Consider the following 16,556-nt stretch of genomic DNA (forward strand, 5'->3'; position numbering starts at 1 on the left):
AATTGAAAAACCTAATCGAGCAGGTTGGCAATTGCTGTATCAAATACATTTTTAATTAGCCCAACAAACTCTTCGAGAAATTCTTTTTGCTCATCTGTTGCTTTTTGACCCCAAAAAACACCAAGAACTTGCTGAATGTCATACACAATACCATCAACTTCTCGAACAATTATCGAGCGGTGGTTTGTTTCAAGTTCGTCGTGTTGCGTACAAAGAATGATAATCTGGTTGCCAATTTCCTGTTCGACGAGGTCTTCAATTATTTTATTGCTCGACTGTTCAGAAGCCGTACCGTGGCGAAACACATCTAAGTTGGATGTCAGATAATCGATTAATTCTACGTAAGCGGGTTTGTCGATAACCATTTTGCCCTCATCACATTTAATATTTGGTTAGGTAACGCTTGTTGAAAGTCGGTTTCAATATGCGCTTTGTTAATGTGCCTTAATTTAACTCTTAATTGGTCAGTATTCAAAATTAGTTGCGGTTATTAGTGTATTTTTGAAGCTGATCAACGGCAATGTTATTTTTCACTAAAAACGCGCTAAGTAATGGGCCAAAAAAACCTCTTATAACTAAGAGGTTTTTCTAATAGGTTGTTTAGATTAGATCGTATCTACCTGGGCTTAATGTGGCGGGTAATTCGACTTTATCTAGTTCAACAGAGGCGACTGGGTAAGCACAGTAGTCAGCCGCGTAATAAGCGCTTGCACGGTGATTACCACTTTGGCCTACACCACCAAACGGCGCTGCACTGCTCGCGCCAGTAATTGGTCTATTCCAGTTAACGATACCGGCTCTAATACGACTTAGGAAACGTTGGTATAAATGTTCATTGTCACTAAGTAAGCCAGCAGATAGGCCGTATGTTGTATTGTTTGCAATCTCGATTGCTTGATCAAAATCTGAGAAACGGAAGACTTTCAGTAAAGGACCAAAGTGTTCAACATCTGGGAAGTTTGCGATATTAGTACATTCAATAATCCCAGGAGAAACAAATCCGGTTTCTTCTTTTAAGTGAGTTAACTCAACTAAAATTTCGCCGCCAAGTTCAACTAATTGATTTTGAGCTTCAACCATGCCTTCTGCAGCTTGCACCGATATCATCGATCCCATAAATGGTGTTTCATTGCCTTCTACGAGAGAATCGCCAACAACTATCGCTTTTGTCGCGTCAATTAATTTGGCTAATATCGCATCACCTTCAGGGCCTTCAGGTAACAATAGTTTTCTGGCACATGTACAGCGTTGACCGCTAGAAATGAATGCCGACTGAATTATATCGTGCACAACGGCTTCTGTGTTTTCAGCTTCCGTTACGATTAGTGGGTTATTGCCACCCATTTCTAATGCCAGAATTTTACCTGGTTGTGCAGCATATTGTTGATGCAATACGTGACCGGTATTTGAACTACCTGTAAAAAACAGTCCGTCAATTTGCGGATGACTTGCTAGTGCTTTGCCGGTTTCAACTTCACCTTGTACAAGGTTTAGTACGCCGTTTGGTAATCCTGCTTTTTGCCATAGCTCTACCATGATCTGAGCAACCATTGGTGTCAGTTCACTTGGTTTAAACACAATCGTATTACCGGCGATTAACGCAGGAACTATGTGTCCATTTGGTAAATGTCCTAGGAAATTGTAAGGGCCATAAACCGCTACAACGCCGTGTGGACGGTGACGTAATATGGCTTTGCCCTGTGGCATTGGGTTTTCTTTTGTGCCAGTACGTTCAAAGTACGCTTTTTCAGAAATTGCGACTTTGCCAATCATAGCGCCTACTTCAGTTTTTGTTTCCCAAAGTGGTTTGCCAGTTTCCATTGCAATAGCGTAGGCGATTTTATCTTTGTATTCACCAAGCAGTTCAGCGAAACGTTTAACGATTTCAAGACGCGCTTCAACTGTTAGATCAGCCCAAGGATAAAATGCCGCTCTAGCTGCAACAACCGCACTATTTACCTGCGCTGGGGAAGCGCTTTGGGCAGCCCAAATTGGCTCATCTGTTGCTGGATTTAAAGACTCAAATGCTTCGCCTTCGCCCGCTAGCCATTGGCCGTTTATAAATTGTCCGTTGATAAACAGATTTTCACTTTTAGTCATAATATTTACTCTATATCAGTTTTGACGCACGGACCTTGTCACCGGCCGCCACGTGTAAATTAGCGGCGACTTTAGCCGGCAACTGGATCACTAAATTTTTATGATCTAACGTTGTTTTTAACGCTGTTGCTCTAAAGTTTTTGACCGCTAGGTTAGCGACAATTATAAATTCAGTGCCGCTTGCTTGTTCAGATATTTCGACCGTGTAGTTGTCACTATCACGAACGGTTCTAATTTGACTCACGTCAGCTTCAACCGTAGGCCCTGCATCAAATATATCGACGTAACGTTTCCAGCTGAAACCTTCTGACTTTAATAATCGAAGTGCTGGTTGGGTTTTATTGTGTACTTTACCGATGACTTTTTGTGCTTCTTTCGATAGCAAGTTTACATACACAGGGTATTTAGGCATAAGTTCTGCGATAAAGACTTTTTGACCTATACCTGTTAAGTAATCGGCGGTAGGAAAATCGATAGAGAAAAATGATCTTCTAACCATTGCCAAAAAGGTGATTTGCCATCGTCGTCAGAAACCCCGCGCATTTCGGCAATTACTGTATTGGCGAAACGACGTCTGTGTTCGGCAATAAATAAAAATCTAAACTTACTTAATGCGCGACCATTAATGCTTTTCCGATGGTCATCGCGAAGAAACAGCGTGCATAACTCAGTTGCGCCAGTGTAATCATTACACAGCGTTAAAATTTCGGCTGATTTATAAATGTTTAATTCGCGACTGTTATGAACCACTTTACTTAAATGGTAGTGATAAAAAGCGTCGTCGAGTCCAACCGCACCTTCTATTCCGCTGGTTCCCATGATCGCGCCAGTTTCGACGTCTTCCATAACAAACAAGTAGCCTTGTTCGGTTGGGATCTCTGATTCATCAGAGTTAAAAGCGGTTTCCGCGCGTTGAATTTTAGAGGCCAGTAATTCACCATTAACAGGTAATGATGTAAATCCATGGCCAGACTCTTCCGCGATTTTGAGCAACTCAGAATAGTCATTTTTTTCAATTGGACGAATTACAAACATGCGTCATCCTCTTTAACAAAGGCACCAGTTGGTGCCTTTAAGATAGGTATAATTTGTGTGATATTAAGCGTTTACGATTGCTGCGACAGCTTTTTCAAATCGTTCTAAACCGGCTTCTATGTCAGCTAATGGAATGACAAGAGATGGTGCAAAACGAATAACACTGGCGCCAGCAACAAGTGTCATAAGACCTTGTTCCATAGAGGCATTCAAAAAGTCTTTAGCGCGGCCTGTATATGTTTCGTTTAATTCAGCACCAACCAATAAACCAAGACCACGAATATCACTAAAAACATTGTGTTTGGCATTAATTTCAGCAAGCTTTGTTTTAAACAAGGCTTCTCTTTGTGCAACACCGGATAGCACCTCAGGTGTATTTACGGTATCAAATGCAGCTTCAGCAACGGCACAAGCGAGCGGGTTACCACCATAGGTTGAACCGTGTGTACCCACTTTCAGATGTTTTGCAATGTCTGTCGTCGTTAACATGGCACCAATTGGGAAACCGCCACCAAGTGCTTTTGCGGTTGTCAGAATATCAGGTGTAACACCCAGGCCCATGTAGGCATATAAATGACCAGTACGGCCAACGCCAGATTGCACTTCGTCGAAGATCATCAATGCATTGTGTTTATCACATAGTGCACGAACGCCTTTGATAAACTCATCAGTAGGGGCAATTATTCCGCCTTCACCTTGAATCGGTTCTAGCATTACGGCACAGGTATTGTCAGAAATTAACGCTTCTAAGCTGGCAAGGTCGTTGTATATCGCATGTTCAATTGCACCAGGTTTTGGCCCAAAGCCATCAGAATAAGCTGCTTGGCCGCCAACCGTTACCGTGAAGAATGTTCTACCGTGGAAACCTTGCTTGAATGAAATGATTTGTGATTTTTGCTCACCAAAGTTTTCCAGAGCCCAACGACGAGCAAGTTTTAACGCCGCTTCATTTGCTTCTGCACCAGAGTTGGCGAAATATACTTTGTCAGCGAATGTGGCATCAACCAATTTTTTGGCTAAACGTAAAGCCGGTTCGTTGGTCATAACATTGCTCAAATGCCATATTTTTTGGCCTTGCTCATTTAGCGCTTCTACTAATGCTGGATGGCAATGACCTAAACAGTTAACTGCAATGCCACCGGCGAAATCGATGTACTCATTGTCTTTTTGGTCCCAAACTCGCGACCCTTTTCCTCGAACTGGGATCACAGCAGAAGGTGCGTAGTTCGGTACCATTACATCATCAAAAATATCGCGGGTAATATTCATTGTCGCCAACCTCAATTAAAACAGTAGACTAGTAAATTTAGTCTAATTAGTAGGAATATGAATCGATTATTGCAGAATTTTTTTGATATGTCTTGCCATCAAAATCGTGGCAACGCCTTTAAAATCAAGCAATAAACGAATATATAAAGAAAAAGTGAATAATTACCCACAAGTCGAAGTTTGCCAATAATTAAATACGTATAAACTATTCCCTTATGTATTCACGGACTGGATTTATAGCGCAAATTGGATCCACTTAATAATATGCAAAATGTCGGTTGCATAGAATGTCAGAAAAAAAGTACAAATAATTTTCACGGGATCTTATTTTCTGACTGAAAACGACGAATAAAGAGCTTATTCTTGCGGTCGAATGTCAATCTTGAGCAAATCAACTTTATTTAAAATGGTAATAATGTCGTTATTGATATTTGCTTGAGTCAAAAAAACCTTAGCGTCATCTAACTCAATTAGTCGCGATTTTTGCAGCATTTTGTACTGCACAAATGTTTGTGATTGTTTTAATAGCCGGGTCATTGGACTTGATTGTTTAAACGGTACGTTCTCTCGCAACTCCTCCATTGTTGGCAGTATTGGCGCAAATTTGAGTCCAAGTCGTTCAATAACATGATGGGAAACTGTGGGGGTAAATCGTCGTAAAGCTTCACTAACAAAGCTATTATCTAGCGTTAATGTGTCGACTAATTTGACAATGTCTTTGCGATTGGCTTTGGTTAACGCTTTCATTTGTATTACCCGCACTGTATCAAAGGCACGTAAATAGAGTCGAAGCGACATAGACATACCTATGCCATGGAGCAGCCCTAACAAAAATGCGACGGATTCATCTATTTTGTAGTATTTAGCCAAAGTGCGGGCACAATTGGCCGTTGCGATAGAATATTGCCAAAACTTTTCTTTAAAATCGTTATAAGGCTCTGTGCTGTGTGGCAGCCAATTTTTACCAATGTAACTTAATAGCGCAAACCTGACATTATCAACACCAATATATCTCACGGCTAAGCCAATTTTATCCACATGCGCCTTGTTTGAGTTTTCTGCTCGGAAGGGCGGGTTATTTACCATTTTTAAAATGTCACGAGTTAAGAATGTGACTTTTGATATTAAGGTATCCAACTGCGTCGCCGTCGTGGCCCTTTTTACGCAGGCGTCTAAAACATCAGGGATATTTGGGTCAATAGTTAATATTTGGGAGAATAAATAGTTCTTATCATTTGAGTATACGTCTAAATATTCGAATAGGGCTTCGTGGAAGTATTCGTTCACATATTCTTTGAATTCTGTTTCAGTGGCTTGTTGTTTCACCTTACGTTCAAGCGCTTTCTCTTCAATGTGCAGTAACTCTCGAGCAGTACCCAATTGTTTTCTGTCGGCATAAACACCCAAACGGGTTAAAGCGATTTTTTCTGACAACATAAGATCAAAAAATCGAGACTGGATAAATGATGTGGTTTTTCCTGCTGCGATACGCTCATAACTTTACTGCTGCCCTGACTGTTACACTGACTGTTACACTATGATTTAAGGTTGTTTTTTGCAATTTAGTATTGTAGCTAGAATTTCAAAAAATTGTCTAGAATTAACATACCTTGATGCGTTAACACAGATTCAGGATGAAATTGTACCCCAGCAACGGGATAATCTTTTAACTGCAACGCCATCAATTCATCTTTTACATTATTTTTTTCCAATCCCCAAGCGGTAGGCTGGATAAAGTCCGGTAGCGTATTATGATCAACAATCAGTGAGTGATATCGTGTTACTTGTAATGGATTTTCTGCACGACTAAACAAGCCATTTTCTGAATGCGTAATTAAGCTGGTTTTACCATGCATTACTTTTTTAGCTTTAATGACGTCTGCTCCAAAAGCCTGCGCTATGCTTTGGTGACCTAAGCAAACCCCAAAAATAGGCGTGGTTTGATAAAACTGTTTAATGATCTCAAGTGACAAACCTGCTTCATTCGGAGAGCAGGGACCTAGCGAAATTACTATATGTTCGGGATTTAATGACTTTATTGCAGCGATAGAAAGTTCGTCGTTGCGAACCACTTTTACGTCTTGATCTAGCGATTGAAAATATTGCACTAACGTATACGTAAAAGAGTCGTAGTTATCTATCATTAACAACATAGAGGAATGCTCGCTGAGGAAAATAAGGCGGCGAGGTTAATTGCCTTTGCCGCCTTTAATCTTTATGGACGCGGGATAAAACCGATTGCATCGTAAACTGCTGTGAGTGTTTTCTCAGCTTTAACAGATGCTTTGTCTGCCCCTTTTTCATTATGTCGTTCAATAAAGTTTGGTCGCCTCGGATTTCTTTAAATCGCGCTTGAATTGGCTCTAACATTGAAACAACTGCGTCGGCGGTATCTTTTTTAAGTGCCCATACATTTTGTCTTCATATTGAGGTACTAAATCTGCTATTGACTGATTAGTTGCAACGCTTAACAAGGTTAAGAGATTTGAAACGCTAGGTTTCTCAGCAGTGTCAAAATAGATACGGGCTTGCTCGTCAGAATCAGTAACCGATTTTTTGAGCTTTTTCTCAATTTTCTTAGGTTCATCTAGCAACATGATGTAGCCATTTGGGTTGTCATCGGACTTCGACATTTTTTCGTCGGGTCTTGTAGACTCATTACACGTGCACCAAACTCTGGGATATACGGTTCTGGAACGGTAAATACGTCGCCATAAACATTGTTGAATCGCGTTGCGATATCGCGAGTCAGTTCCAAATGTTGCTTTTGATCTTCACCTACAGGCACTTTGTCAGCCTGATATAACAAGATGTCAGCTGCTTGTAAAACTGGGTAGCTAAACAAACCAACATTGATATTGTTGTTATGTTTTGACGACTTGTCTTTAAACTGAGTCATGCGATTTAACTCACCCATTTGGGCGTAACAATTTAGTACCCAAGCAAGTTGTGCATGTTCTTTTACATGTGATTGCACAAATAACGAAGAACGATCTGGGTCAATTCCGCAGGCAGCGTACAAGGCAATACCGTCTAAGACACGACTTTTCAGTACGTCTGGTTCTTGGCGAATAGTAATCGCGTGCATATCAACCAGCATAAAATAACAATCATGATCGTTTTGTAACGTACGCCATTGGTTGATTGCGCCGATATAGTTACCTATTGTCATACCGCCCGTTGGCTGGATACCGCTTAAAACTGATTGTGTCATAACTGTCCTGTCAGAGTAAAAGTGTCGAAACTTGCTGGAAGCCGCTATTGTAGCGGCTATTTTTATTGGTGCAATCGACTTAGGCTGATTTTTACAATAATTACCCACTTAGGTAATCGACTATCTTTAAAGTGTAAAGTTGACCGTCAGATTGTCTTTGCAAATTTTGGGCATGGTTAATTTTAAATTAGTTAACCTGCGCTAAAGTCTGTTTAATTGTGGCTGCCCGATCTTCACTTGCAAATATCGCCGAGCCCATGACAAACGTATCTGCCCCTGCATCGAAGATTTGCTTAATGTTGTCTGGCTTAACGCCGCCATCTACAGACAGTCTGATATCTAAATTATGTTCGTCAATCAAACGACGCACCGCACGGATTTTATCTAGTGTTTTTGGAATAAAGCTTTGCCCACCAAATCCTGGATTAACTGACATAATTAGGATGATGTCGAGATCCTCCAATACATCTTTAATCAAATTAATTGGGGTTGCAGGGTTTAATACAAGGCCAACTTTACACCCTAACTCTTTTACAAGGTGAACCGAGCGATGAAGATGTTTTGTTGCCTCTGGATGAAAACTAATATAATCGGCACCTGCAGCGGCAAACGATTTAATCATCTCATCAACAGGTTCAACCATAAGATGCACATCGATTGGGGCTGTAATACCGTAGTCTTTTAAGGCTTTACATATCATTGGACCGAATGTCAGGTTTGGGACGTAATGATTATCCATCACATCAAAATGCACCCATTGGCAACCGGCTGTAAGCACTTCATCAACCTCAGCACCAAGTTTGGCAAAATTGGCTGACAAAATAGATGGGGCAATAACCGCTGAATTTTTCATATATATCTCTTAATAACTGATAAAACCGCCCTTAAATGGTGAATTTGTTCGCACCATAATAGGGATATAATCGCTTTTTTTAAATGAGTATAAAAAATACTCAATAAAAACAATGTGTTAAAAGTTGGCTTGGTAGTTGAATTAACCTAGTAAACCACAAATCAATAATAATTATATTTATAAAATACAAAAATCTAGGGAACTTTCACATGAAAAAAACACTTTTAACAGCATTATTAAGCGCAACAATCCTTGCACCAGTAGCAGCACAGGCTGAATGGTCTGCAAACGCAGGATATGTTTCTCAGTATCACTTCCGTGGTGTACAACAAACAGCATTCGGTTCTGGTAGCGCTGGTATCGATTATGAAAAAGGCAACTTGTCAGCTGGTGTTTGGGCTGCAGACGTTTTTGACGGACTTGAAATTGACCTTTACGGTGCATACGGTCTTGAAACTGAAAGCGGTTTTGCATTAAGTGTTGGTGTTACAACTTACCAATACACTGGTGATTTTGACACGTCTTACAACGAATTAAACTTATCAGCTGGTAAAGGCGCATTAAGCGTTGAATTAACATTTGGTACTCACGAAGACGGTGCTGACGATGGCGACGCAAGCTACACATTCTTAGGTGCTACGTACTCTGCTGATAACGGCGTATACGGAACAGTTGGCGTATTTGGCGGCGATTGGGAAGGTAGTTATGTTGAAGCGGGTTACGGAACAACTGTAGGCGAATTTGACCTAGGTGTTTCTCTTATCGTTTCTGGTTCAGACCTTGATGATAATGAATCATTAGTATTTAGCCTTGGTAAATCTTTCTAATTGTAGATTGACAAACAATAGCTAAATCTTCAAAAGCCGCGTAAAGCGGCTTTTTTGTGCCTACTGATCAGCCAAAAGTAAAACTCAGTTAGTTGTTGATATCTGCGCCAATTGAATTCCTTGTAACTTTGCTATTTTTAACACCTCAACTATATTTGAAGAGTGAGAAAACTGGAGAAAGATATGCAATCAAGACAATTGTTGGATTCGGTCGTTGAATTACATACGGCGTTAGAAACGATGCCAAATGTGGACGATGCATTATTGGAACAGGCGCGAGAATTAGATGCACAAATGCATCAAATGATTAAGTCTAACGAACTTAAAGCCGAAGAGTCGCTTACAGAACAACTGTTGGCAATGGAGACACAGTTTGCTGTTGAGCACCCAACTCTAGAACGGTTGACGAGAGAAATAATCGACCGGTTATCACAAATGGGTATATAAATACCAAAAGTCCTTACAATATTGCCTAACTACGGTGGATTTTCATTCGCCTGTTCGATTATTTCAATCTTTTAGTTGTTTCCCCTTTTATTTGTGGATATTGTCCACATGTAGTTTACAAACATAAATAGTCGAATTTAAACATCATGGACTTTTCCGGTATTAACAAATCGTCATCTGATTCATTTCATCAGCAAAAGAACATGATTAAACAAGTATTGGCTGGAAAGTCTGTACCTTGTCTCAAATGTAAAAAACCGTTAAAAGTAGAAACGATTGAGACTGGCCTACACCTTTTCTGTGCCGCTGGTTGTACCGATGTTAAATTGGACACATAATAAAGGGTCTTAAAGGCCTCGGAACCCAAGGAGAATAACAATGGCAACTAATTTTCAGCCGTTAAATAAAGAAACGCACAAGAATGTCAAAATCAAAACAATTTCTAATGTTGAAGATCTTGCGGGACAACATGCACTAGGTGTTGTTGTTCAAGAGTTTGCACTTGCTGGTAATCAATACCCGATTGCATTTGTTAAAGATAAAAGCGAAAGTTTCTTTCCGGTCGCCATTTTGGGATTAGAACAAGGTAAAAACTTGTTTGTTAGCGAAGAAAACAAATGGGATGGCATGTACATGCCTGCACGTTACACTCATAAACCATTTAGCGTTATCCCTAACCCAGATGATAAGAATCTATACGGTATTGCAATCGACGTCGACAGCGAAGTTGTGAGCGATTCTGAAGGTGACGCTTTGTTTAACGAAGATGGTTCAGAGTCTGAGTATTTGGACAAACGTAAAGCGTCTTTAATGAGCTACGTAGAGAATGAGCAAATGACAAAAGCGTTTGTTGAACTTCTTGTTAAACACGACCTACTTAGCGCACAGAACATCAGTGTAAAAGTTCAAGGTAAAGAATACGTATTAAACGGTTTAAATATTGTTGATGAAAAGAAACTGAATGCGTTGTCTGATGAAGACTTCTTAGAGATCCGTAACCGTGGTTTCCTTGGACCGATTTTTGCTCATTTAGGCTCTATGCATCAAGTAACCAACCTGATCCAGCGCCAAGCTAAAGTATTAGCAGCCTCTGAAGCAGCATAAATACTAAGAGTTAACACGCTTCATATTTAGCGTAAATTTTAGATATAAAAAAGCCGCTTATAAAAAGCGGCTTTTTTATGTCCGTTTGTTTATGCTAATAAAAACAAACGGACGAAATATGCATTCATTTAAAATACATCAAAGGGCTATTAAGCTACCCCAAAGACAGCTTTTAGAATGAAGAACATAACAATCGATATTCCGGCGCCGATTGGTAGGGTAATTACCCACGAAATCACGATGTTACGTACAACACCCATATTTAACGCAGCAATACCACGAGCAAGACCTACACCTAACACGGCCCCTACTAAGGTTTGTGTTGTTGAAATTGGCAAGCCTGTACCTGAAGCGATAATAACGGTTGATGCTGCAGCAAGTTCAGCAGCAAAACCACGACTAGGGGTTAAATGCGTAATGCCATTACCAATTGTCGCAATTACACGATGACCGAAAAGGGCTAAACCTGCAACGATACCAAATCCACCAAGTGGTAATATCCACCAAGCAAGTGCAGCTTTAGCAGCGATTTCACCATCATTTTGTACAATAGACACAACCGCAGCCAAAGGACCAATTGCGTTAGCAACGTCATTCGAACCGTGGGCAAATGCCATACAACATGCGGTAACAACCATCAACACTGCAAATATTTTTTCAACATTGTTGAAATGCATTTCTTTGTCAGCTTTAGGGTCAATCTCAATTTTGCTTATGAAGTACTTACCAATCAATGCAATAGCAATACCGATGATAATCGCATAAACATAAGACTCAGTGGTTGAAATTGAAAACTCGCCTGATTTCATGACATGTTTAAGACCTTTTTGATCGTGACCAAGGCCATAACAAATCCAGCAAGAAACATATAAAACGGAACGTACTTTTTGGCATTAGCTAAAGGATCTTTAGTATCAAAGATCAGCCGCTGTGCCGACATAAATATAAAGTAGGCTAAGGTTCCGGAGAGGGCGGGGGTTACAATCCAACTGCCGACTATGCCACCAACTTTTGCCCAATTAACGGCATCAACACCAACACCAACAGCCGCAAAACCAACAATGGCTCCGACAATTGAATGGGTCGTTGATACAGGCCAACCTAAGTATGACGCAACAGCTAGCCATATAGCAGCGGCAAATAGTGCTGAAATCATACCAATTACAAGATATTCAGGGTTGGCGATAAAAGGAGTAGAATCGATAATGCCTTTACGGATGGTAGAAGTTACTTCCCCACCTGCTAAATAAGCACCAGCAAATTCAAAGATCATCGCAATTATGATGGCTTGTTTAATTGTTAGCGCTTTAGAGCCAACTGATGTTCCCATTGCATTGGCAACGTCATTTGCCCCAATACCCTGAGGCCATGAAAAAACCGACTACTGCCGCAAGAACGATCAGCATTACGCCGTAAGTTGAAATAATGTCCATTGAAATACCTAACTATTTTTTTATTAACATTAATTATCGCGCGAGCATAAGCTCAAGGCGTGAACCAACTCGTTCGGCAACATCTGCCAAATCACCAATCCATTCGAGCATACGATAGGTCACCATGACATCAATCGGGTTTAATTCGTTTTCTAACTTTTTATAAGCCATGCGGATATTGATCTGCATCGTGTCCGTATCATCTTCGATTTTGTCCAATTCAGTGATAATACGAGCAACAAGTTCAACTTCACGTCCTCTGAAACCAGTTTCTAATAACTCGTCAAATTCGTTGATAGCTTTACGTGCTTGTTCGGTAGCATCGACATTACGTTGGATAAATGCTTTAAATTCAGTTTGAATCGACAATGGGATAGTCAACTCACGGCCAAGGAAGCGACCAGAAATATCTTTTGCGCGGTTAGCAATTTTATCTTGTTGGGTAATTAACTCTAACAAGTCTGTACGTTCAACAGGAAGGAATAAACCACGAGGTAAATTCATACGTATTTCACGTTTTAGCACGTCGGCTTGTTTTTCAGCGTGGGAAATTTGAGCGCGGATCTTGGCGGCTTCTTGCCAATCTTCTGCAAAAACAGCGTCAAAAAATGGCAACAATAGTTCAACTGCTTCTTGAACCTGATTGATGTGCTCTTCTAAAGGTTTTAGAGGAGACTTTGCAAATACGCCTAATATTGAATGAGCGGCCATATTTATACCTTTATTTATTTGGTAAACAGCAAATTTGTTGTGTTGTAAAATTCTGCGTTAACACAACAACTAAATTCCTAGTTCTATAGTGTAGTTGTAAAATATAGACCTAGGTTGAGCGGAACGCAGTTTATGTCACTTTTATTACATTATTATGACAGAAATGACTTCGCGCGGTATTTTAACCATAAAATTGCCGCAGGTGTGAAAAAACCGCTTATTTAAGCGGTTTTTTACTGTTGACAAGCTTACGCATAATATTTATGAAAGCACGTTATTTTGAATGTCCTTTTCAGAAGTATGGCGTACATCGGTGCCTTTAACAAAATAGATAACGTATTCAGAGATGTTTTGGCATCGGTCACCAATGCGTTCTAACGAGCGCACTGACCAAAAGACATCCATAACCTTTGGAATAGAACGTGGATCTTCCATCATGTAGGTCATTAATTGGCGTGTAATAGCTTCGTACTCTTTGTCCAAAATTTTATCTGACTTATGTACTTCAAATGCCGCGTCAACGTCCATTCGCGCAAATGCATCTAATACTTGGTTCAACATATGGATCGCTTTACGGCCCATGTTGTCCATCGACACCAAAAACTCCTGTTGTGTCTTATTAAACGATTCCAATGCGACTTTAGCAATTCGTTCTGCTTCATCTCCAATGCGCTCTAAATCAGTTATGGTTTTGACAATTGCAAGTACTAAACGTAAATCTGACGCCGCTGGTTGACGTTTGGCAATGATACGTGTGCATTCCTGATCGATTTGAACTTCCATCCGGTTGATCAAATAATCGGTTTCCAATACACGTTTTGCTAAGGCTTGGTCTGAATTGTTAACGGCATTTAACGCATTGGTTAACTGCTGTTCAACAAGGCCGCCCATTTTTAATACGTCATTTCTGATCTGCTCCAATTCTTCATTAAATTGGCCTGAGATGTGTTTGTTTAAATTTAATTCCATGTTTCCCCTAAGTCGCTATTTAACCTGTTACTACTAAGACCCGGTTGTTAACCGTAACGACCCGTAATGTAGTCTTCAGTCTTTTTCATTTTTGGTGTAGTAAATAGCGTATTTGTATCGGCGTGCTCGATTAGTTGCCCCATATACATAAAGGCGGTTTGGTCAGAAACACGAGCGGCTTGTTGCATGTTATGCGTAACAATAACAACAGTGTATTTGTCTTTAAGCTCAGTGATCAATTCTTCAATAGTTAATGTTGAAATTGGATCCAGTGCTGAAGTTGGTTCATCGAGCAGCAAAACTTCTGGTTCAATGGCAATTGCTCGGGCAATCACAAGTCGTTGTTGTTGACCACCAGATAGGCCTAGTGCACTGTCGTGTAAGCGGTCTTTCACTTCATTCCAAAGTGCTGCGTTTCGAAGAGAACGTTCAACCACTTCATCTAAAATGCGTCGGTCTTTTATACCTTGTAAACGCAGCCCGTAAACCACATTTTCATAAATGGTTTTTGGAAATGGGTTAGGGCGTTGAAATACCATACCTACGGCACGACGAAGTGACGCAACATCAACTGACTTATCGTAGATGTTTTGGTTATGTAATAATATTTCGCCTTCAATACGACAAGTATCAACTAAGTCGTTCATTCGATTAATACAACGAAGTAATGTTGATTTACCGCAACCAGATGGACCGATAAAAGCAGTCACTTGGCCTTTTGGGATATTCATCGTAATGTTTTCTAACGCTTGTTTTTCTGCGTAATAAAGATCTAACTCTTTTATCCTAAGGGCAATCTGCTCATCTCTTAGGTTGTTTAAATCTATTACTGACGACGTTTTGTTGCTCATATCTGGTGCTACAGAAATCATCTCACACTCTCTTACTTTCTTTAATCTTTAAAATTCTATTTAGCTAGGGACCGGTTTAGTGCTCTAGCGCTTTATATTTTTCGCGTAAATGGTTACGAATGCCAATCGCTGTAATATTTAGCGCGACGATAACCGTCACTAATAAAAACGATGTTGCATAAACCAAAGGTCTTGCGGCTTCTACGTTTGGACTTTGGAAGCCCACATCGTAAATATGAAAACCTAAGTGCATAAACTTGCGATCTAAGTGTACAAACGGAAAGTTTCCGTCGACAGGTAAGGTAGGTGCCATCTTAACGACACCAACTAACATTAATGGTGCGACTTCACCTGCTGCGCGGGCAACGGCTAAGATCAGACCCGTCATAATTGCTGGGCTGGCCATAGGGATCACGATACGCCATAGTGTTTCTGCTTTTGTTGCACCTAATGCTAATGAACCTTGACGTAACGAACCTGGAATACGAGATAGGCCTTCTTCTGTTGATACAATAACAACAGGTAAAGTTAATATCGCTAATGTTAGTGCCGACCACATTACACCTGTGGGTGCCAAACGTAGGTCCTAGCAAAGCTTCAGGGTAAAACAATTGGTCGAGTGAACCACCAAACATATATACGAAGAACCCTAGACCAAATACACCATAGACAATAGATGGGACACCGGCCAAATTGATAACCGCGATACGGATGATTTTGGTTACTGCACTGTTCCCTGCATATTCATGAAGGTAAATTGCAGCGATAACCCCAAATGGTGTAACAATAACAGCCATTAACATTACCATAAAGACCGTACCAAATATGGCTGGGAACACCCCACCTTCGGTATTGGCTTCACGCGGGTCATCAAATATAAATTTCGATATTTGTTTTCCGTATCGTGCAACCTTGCCAAAAAGTTCATGTCGTTTGGAAATGCGACATCCAAGATGTAGTTCATTGGCAATGATACTAATTCACCGCGCATGTCTTTTACTATAACTTCGTCACGTTTCGCTTGGTTACGATAAGCAAATAGTTGCTTTTCGTATTCGCGATATTCCAAATTAAGTTCGGCGCGTCGGTCATATAGCTCTTGAACTTTTTCAGCGGTTAATGTGCCTTCTAATTCATACTTTCGTTGTTTTAATCTAAGTCGTTCTAGTTCGTAGTTTATTGCACCGATTTCATCGTTTTGTAAATCTAATGCCAATTCATTGAGTTCAACAGCGCGTTCAATAGCTTGTTCTAATGCGGCTTCTTTGTTTTCAACGATACGTTTGCCGTCGGCTATTACCGCTTCAACAAAACCGTAAAAGTTACCATTTTTGCTGCGTTCAAATACAGCGAGACCACTAGGTGTGTCGCTTTGTGTAATTTCAGGACTTAATATCCACTGAAAATCCAGTTCAACAAATTCGCGGTTACCGGTTTTCACTAATAGGCGTTCAACTTCCTCGCCTTGAATGTTATCAAACTTGATCCCAGCTTCGATAAGGCGTTGTGTTGGAACCAATTCGCGGTCATAAATTTCACCGATAACAGTGTAGCTCTGACCCGTTTGGGTATTCACGCTAAACTGATGAATATCTGACGGCCAAAAATACGAAAGGCCGCGACTTGCAATTAATAATAGTAACCCGATTACAGATATCAAGCTGATGCTAACTGCACCAGCTGTCATCCAGATCCAAGGGGCACCTGATTTAAACCATGACTTCATTCTAAATTCTCCAAAAT

General features: G+C 40.4%; 12 protein-coding genes and 4 pseudogenes. 3 read left to right on the plus strand and 13 right to left on the minus strand.

Annotation, left to right across the window (positions count from 1 at the left end):
• Positions 1-11: 11 nt before the first annotated feature.
• From PN838_RS19610 to rpe, 8 genes and pseudogenes are all read right to left on the minus strand, one after another.
• Positions 12-365 carry a DUF3802 family protein gene (locus tag PN838_RS19610; RefSeq protein ID WP_215965241.1) on the minus strand — a complete coding sequence of 118 codons (354 nt, stop codon included), beginning with the start codon at positions 363-365 and terminating at the stop codon, positions 12-14.
• A gap of 235 nt (positions 366-600) precedes the next feature.
• Positions 601-2,100 carry a succinylglutamate-semialdehyde dehydrogenase gene (gene astD / locus PN838_RS19615; protein WP_272181718.1) on the minus strand — a complete coding sequence of 500 codons (1,500 nt, stop codon included), beginning with the start codon at positions 2,098-2,100 and terminating at the stop codon, positions 601-603.
• A 10-nt stretch (positions 2,101-2,110) separates the two neighbouring features.
• Positions 2,111-3,135, minus strand: a pseudogene (gene astA, locus PN838_RS19620) (arginine N-succinyltransferase).
• 63 nt (positions 3,136-3,198) lie between these two features.
• Complete coding sequence (locus tag PN838_RS19625) at positions 3,199-4,404, minus strand: aspartate aminotransferase family protein (RefSeq protein ID WP_215965244.1); 1,206 nt, start codon at positions 4,402-4,404, stop codon at positions 3,199-3,201.
• Between the two features lie 357 nt (positions 4,405-4,761).
• On the minus strand, positions 4,762-5,841 hold the full coding sequence (locus PN838_RS19630) for an HDOD domain-containing protein (protein WP_272181719.1): 1,080 nt from the start codon (positions 5,839-5,841) through the stop codon (positions 4,762-4,764).
• 137 nt (positions 5,842-5,978) lie between these two features.
• Positions 5,979-6,557: an anthranilate synthase component II gene (locus PN838_RS19635; RefSeq protein ID WP_272181720.1), complete on the minus strand. Its 579-nt coding sequence runs from the start codon at positions 6,555-6,557 to the stop codon at positions 5,979-5,981.
• A 62-nt stretch (positions 6,558-6,619) separates the two neighbouring features.
• Positions 6,620-7,618, minus strand: a pseudogene (trpS, locus tag PN838_RS19640) (tryptophan--tRNA ligase).
• Between the two features lie 187 nt (positions 7,619-7,805).
• Entirely contained in the window at positions 7,806-8,471 is a 666-nt protein-coding gene (gene rpe, locus PN838_RS19645; RefSeq protein ID WP_272181721.1) for a ribulose-phosphate 3-epimerase, read from the minus strand.
• 209 nt (positions 8,472-8,680) lie between these two features.
• On the opposite strand from rpe, the gene PN838_RS19650 reads away from it, so the two are divergent.
• The 3 genes from PN838_RS19650 to PN838_RS19660 all read left to right on the plus strand — a co-directional run bounded on the left by PN838_RS19650 (position 8,681) and on the right by PN838_RS19660 (position 10,849).
• Positions 8,681-9,298, plus strand: a complete 618-nt coding sequence (locus PN838_RS19650; protein ID WP_215965249.1) for a TorF family putative porin — start codon at positions 8,681-8,683, stop codon at positions 9,296-9,298.
• Positions 9,299-9,481: 183 nt separating this feature from the next.
• Positions 9,482-9,745, plus strand: a complete 264-nt coding sequence (locus PN838_RS19655; RefSeq protein ID WP_215965250.1) for a DUF4404 family protein — start codon at positions 9,482-9,484, stop codon at positions 9,743-9,745.
• 378 nt (positions 9,746-10,123) lie between these two features.
• Positions 10,124-10,849, plus strand: a complete 726-nt coding sequence (locus tag PN838_RS19660) for a SapC family protein (protein WP_272181722.1) — start codon at positions 10,124-10,126, stop codon at positions 10,847-10,849.
• Between the two features lie 149 nt (positions 10,850-10,998).
• Here the strand turns inward: PN838_RS19660 and PN838_RS19665 are convergent.
• The 5 genes and pseudogenes from PN838_RS19665 to pstA form a co-directional block, all read right to left on the minus strand.
• Positions 10,999-12,282, minus strand: a pseudogene (locus PN838_RS19665) (inorganic phosphate transporter).
• Positions 12,283-12,315: 33 nt separating this feature from the next.
• The gene (locus PN838_RS19670) at positions 12,316-12,993 is read right to left on the minus strand and encodes a TIGR00153 family protein (protein ID WP_215965253.1); all 678 of its coding nucleotides are present in this window, start codon (positions 12,991-12,993) and stop codon (positions 12,316-12,318) included.
• A gap of 261 nt (positions 12,994-13,254) precedes the next feature.
• Entirely contained in the window at positions 13,255-13,962 is a 708-nt protein-coding gene (gene phoU, locus PN838_RS19675) for a phosphate signaling complex protein PhoU (protein ID WP_215965254.1), read from the minus strand.
• A gap of 47 nt (positions 13,963-14,009) precedes the next feature.
• Positions 14,010-14,834: a phosphate ABC transporter ATP-binding protein PstB gene (gene pstB, locus PN838_RS19680; protein WP_215965255.1), complete on the minus strand. Its 825-nt coding sequence runs from the start codon at positions 14,832-14,834 to the stop codon at positions 14,010-14,012.
• Positions 14,835-14,889: 55 nt separating this feature from the next.
• Positions 14,890-16,539: pseudogene (gene pstA / locus PN838_RS19685) on the minus strand (phosphate ABC transporter permease PstA).
• Positions 16,540-16,556: the final 17 nt, after the last annotated feature.

Source organism: Psychrosphaera algicola (assembly GCF_028401425.1).
GTDB lineage: Bacteria > Pseudomonadota > Gammaproteobacteria > Enterobacterales > Alteromonadaceae > Psychrosphaera > Psychrosphaera algicola.

Bases quoted from the DNA above. Each gene is read 5' to 3' on its own strand.
- PN838_RS19610 (WP_215965241.1), bottom strand. From the start codon at position 365: ATGGTTATCGACAAACCCGCTTACGTAGAATTAATCGATTATCTGACA.
- astD (WP_272181718.1), bottom strand. From the start codon at position 2,100: ATGACTAAAAGTGAAAATCTGTTTATCAACGGACAATTTATAAACGGC.
- PN838_RS19625 (WP_215965244.1), bottom strand. From the start codon at position 4,404: ATGAATATTACCCGCGATATTTTTGATGATGTAATGGTACCGAACTAC.
- PN838_RS19630 (WP_272181719.1), bottom strand. From the start codon at position 5,841: ATGTTGTCAGAAAAAATCGCTTTAACCCGTTTGGGTGTTTATGCCGAC.
- PN838_RS19635 (WP_272181720.1), bottom strand. From the start codon at position 6,557: ATGTTGTTAATGATAGATAACTACGACTCTTTTACGTATACGTTAGTG.
- rpe (WP_272181721.1), bottom strand. From the start codon at position 8,471: ATGAAAAATTCAGCGGTTATTGCCCCATCTATTTTGTCAGCCAATTTT.
- PN838_RS19650 (WP_215965249.1), top strand. From the start codon at position 8,681: ATGAAAAAAACACTTTTAACAGCATTATTAAGCGCAACAATCCTTGCA.
- PN838_RS19655 (WP_215965250.1), top strand. From the start codon at position 9,482: ATGCAATCAAGACAATTGTTGGATTCGGTCGTTGAATTACATACGGCG.
- PN838_RS19660 (WP_272181722.1), top strand. From the start codon at position 10,124: ATGGCAACTAATTTTCAGCCGTTAAATAAAGAAACGCACAAGAATGTC.
- PN838_RS19670 (WP_215965253.1), bottom strand. From the start codon at position 12,993: ATGGCCGCTCATTCAATATTAGGCGTATTTGCAAAGTCTCCTCTAAAA.
- phoU (WP_215965254.1), bottom strand. From the start codon at position 13,962: ATGGAATTAAATTTAAACAAACACATCTCAGGCCAATTTAATGAAGAA.
- pstB (WP_215965255.1), bottom strand. From the start codon at position 14,834: ATGATTTCTGTAGCACCAGATATGAGCAACAAAACGTCGTCAGTAATA.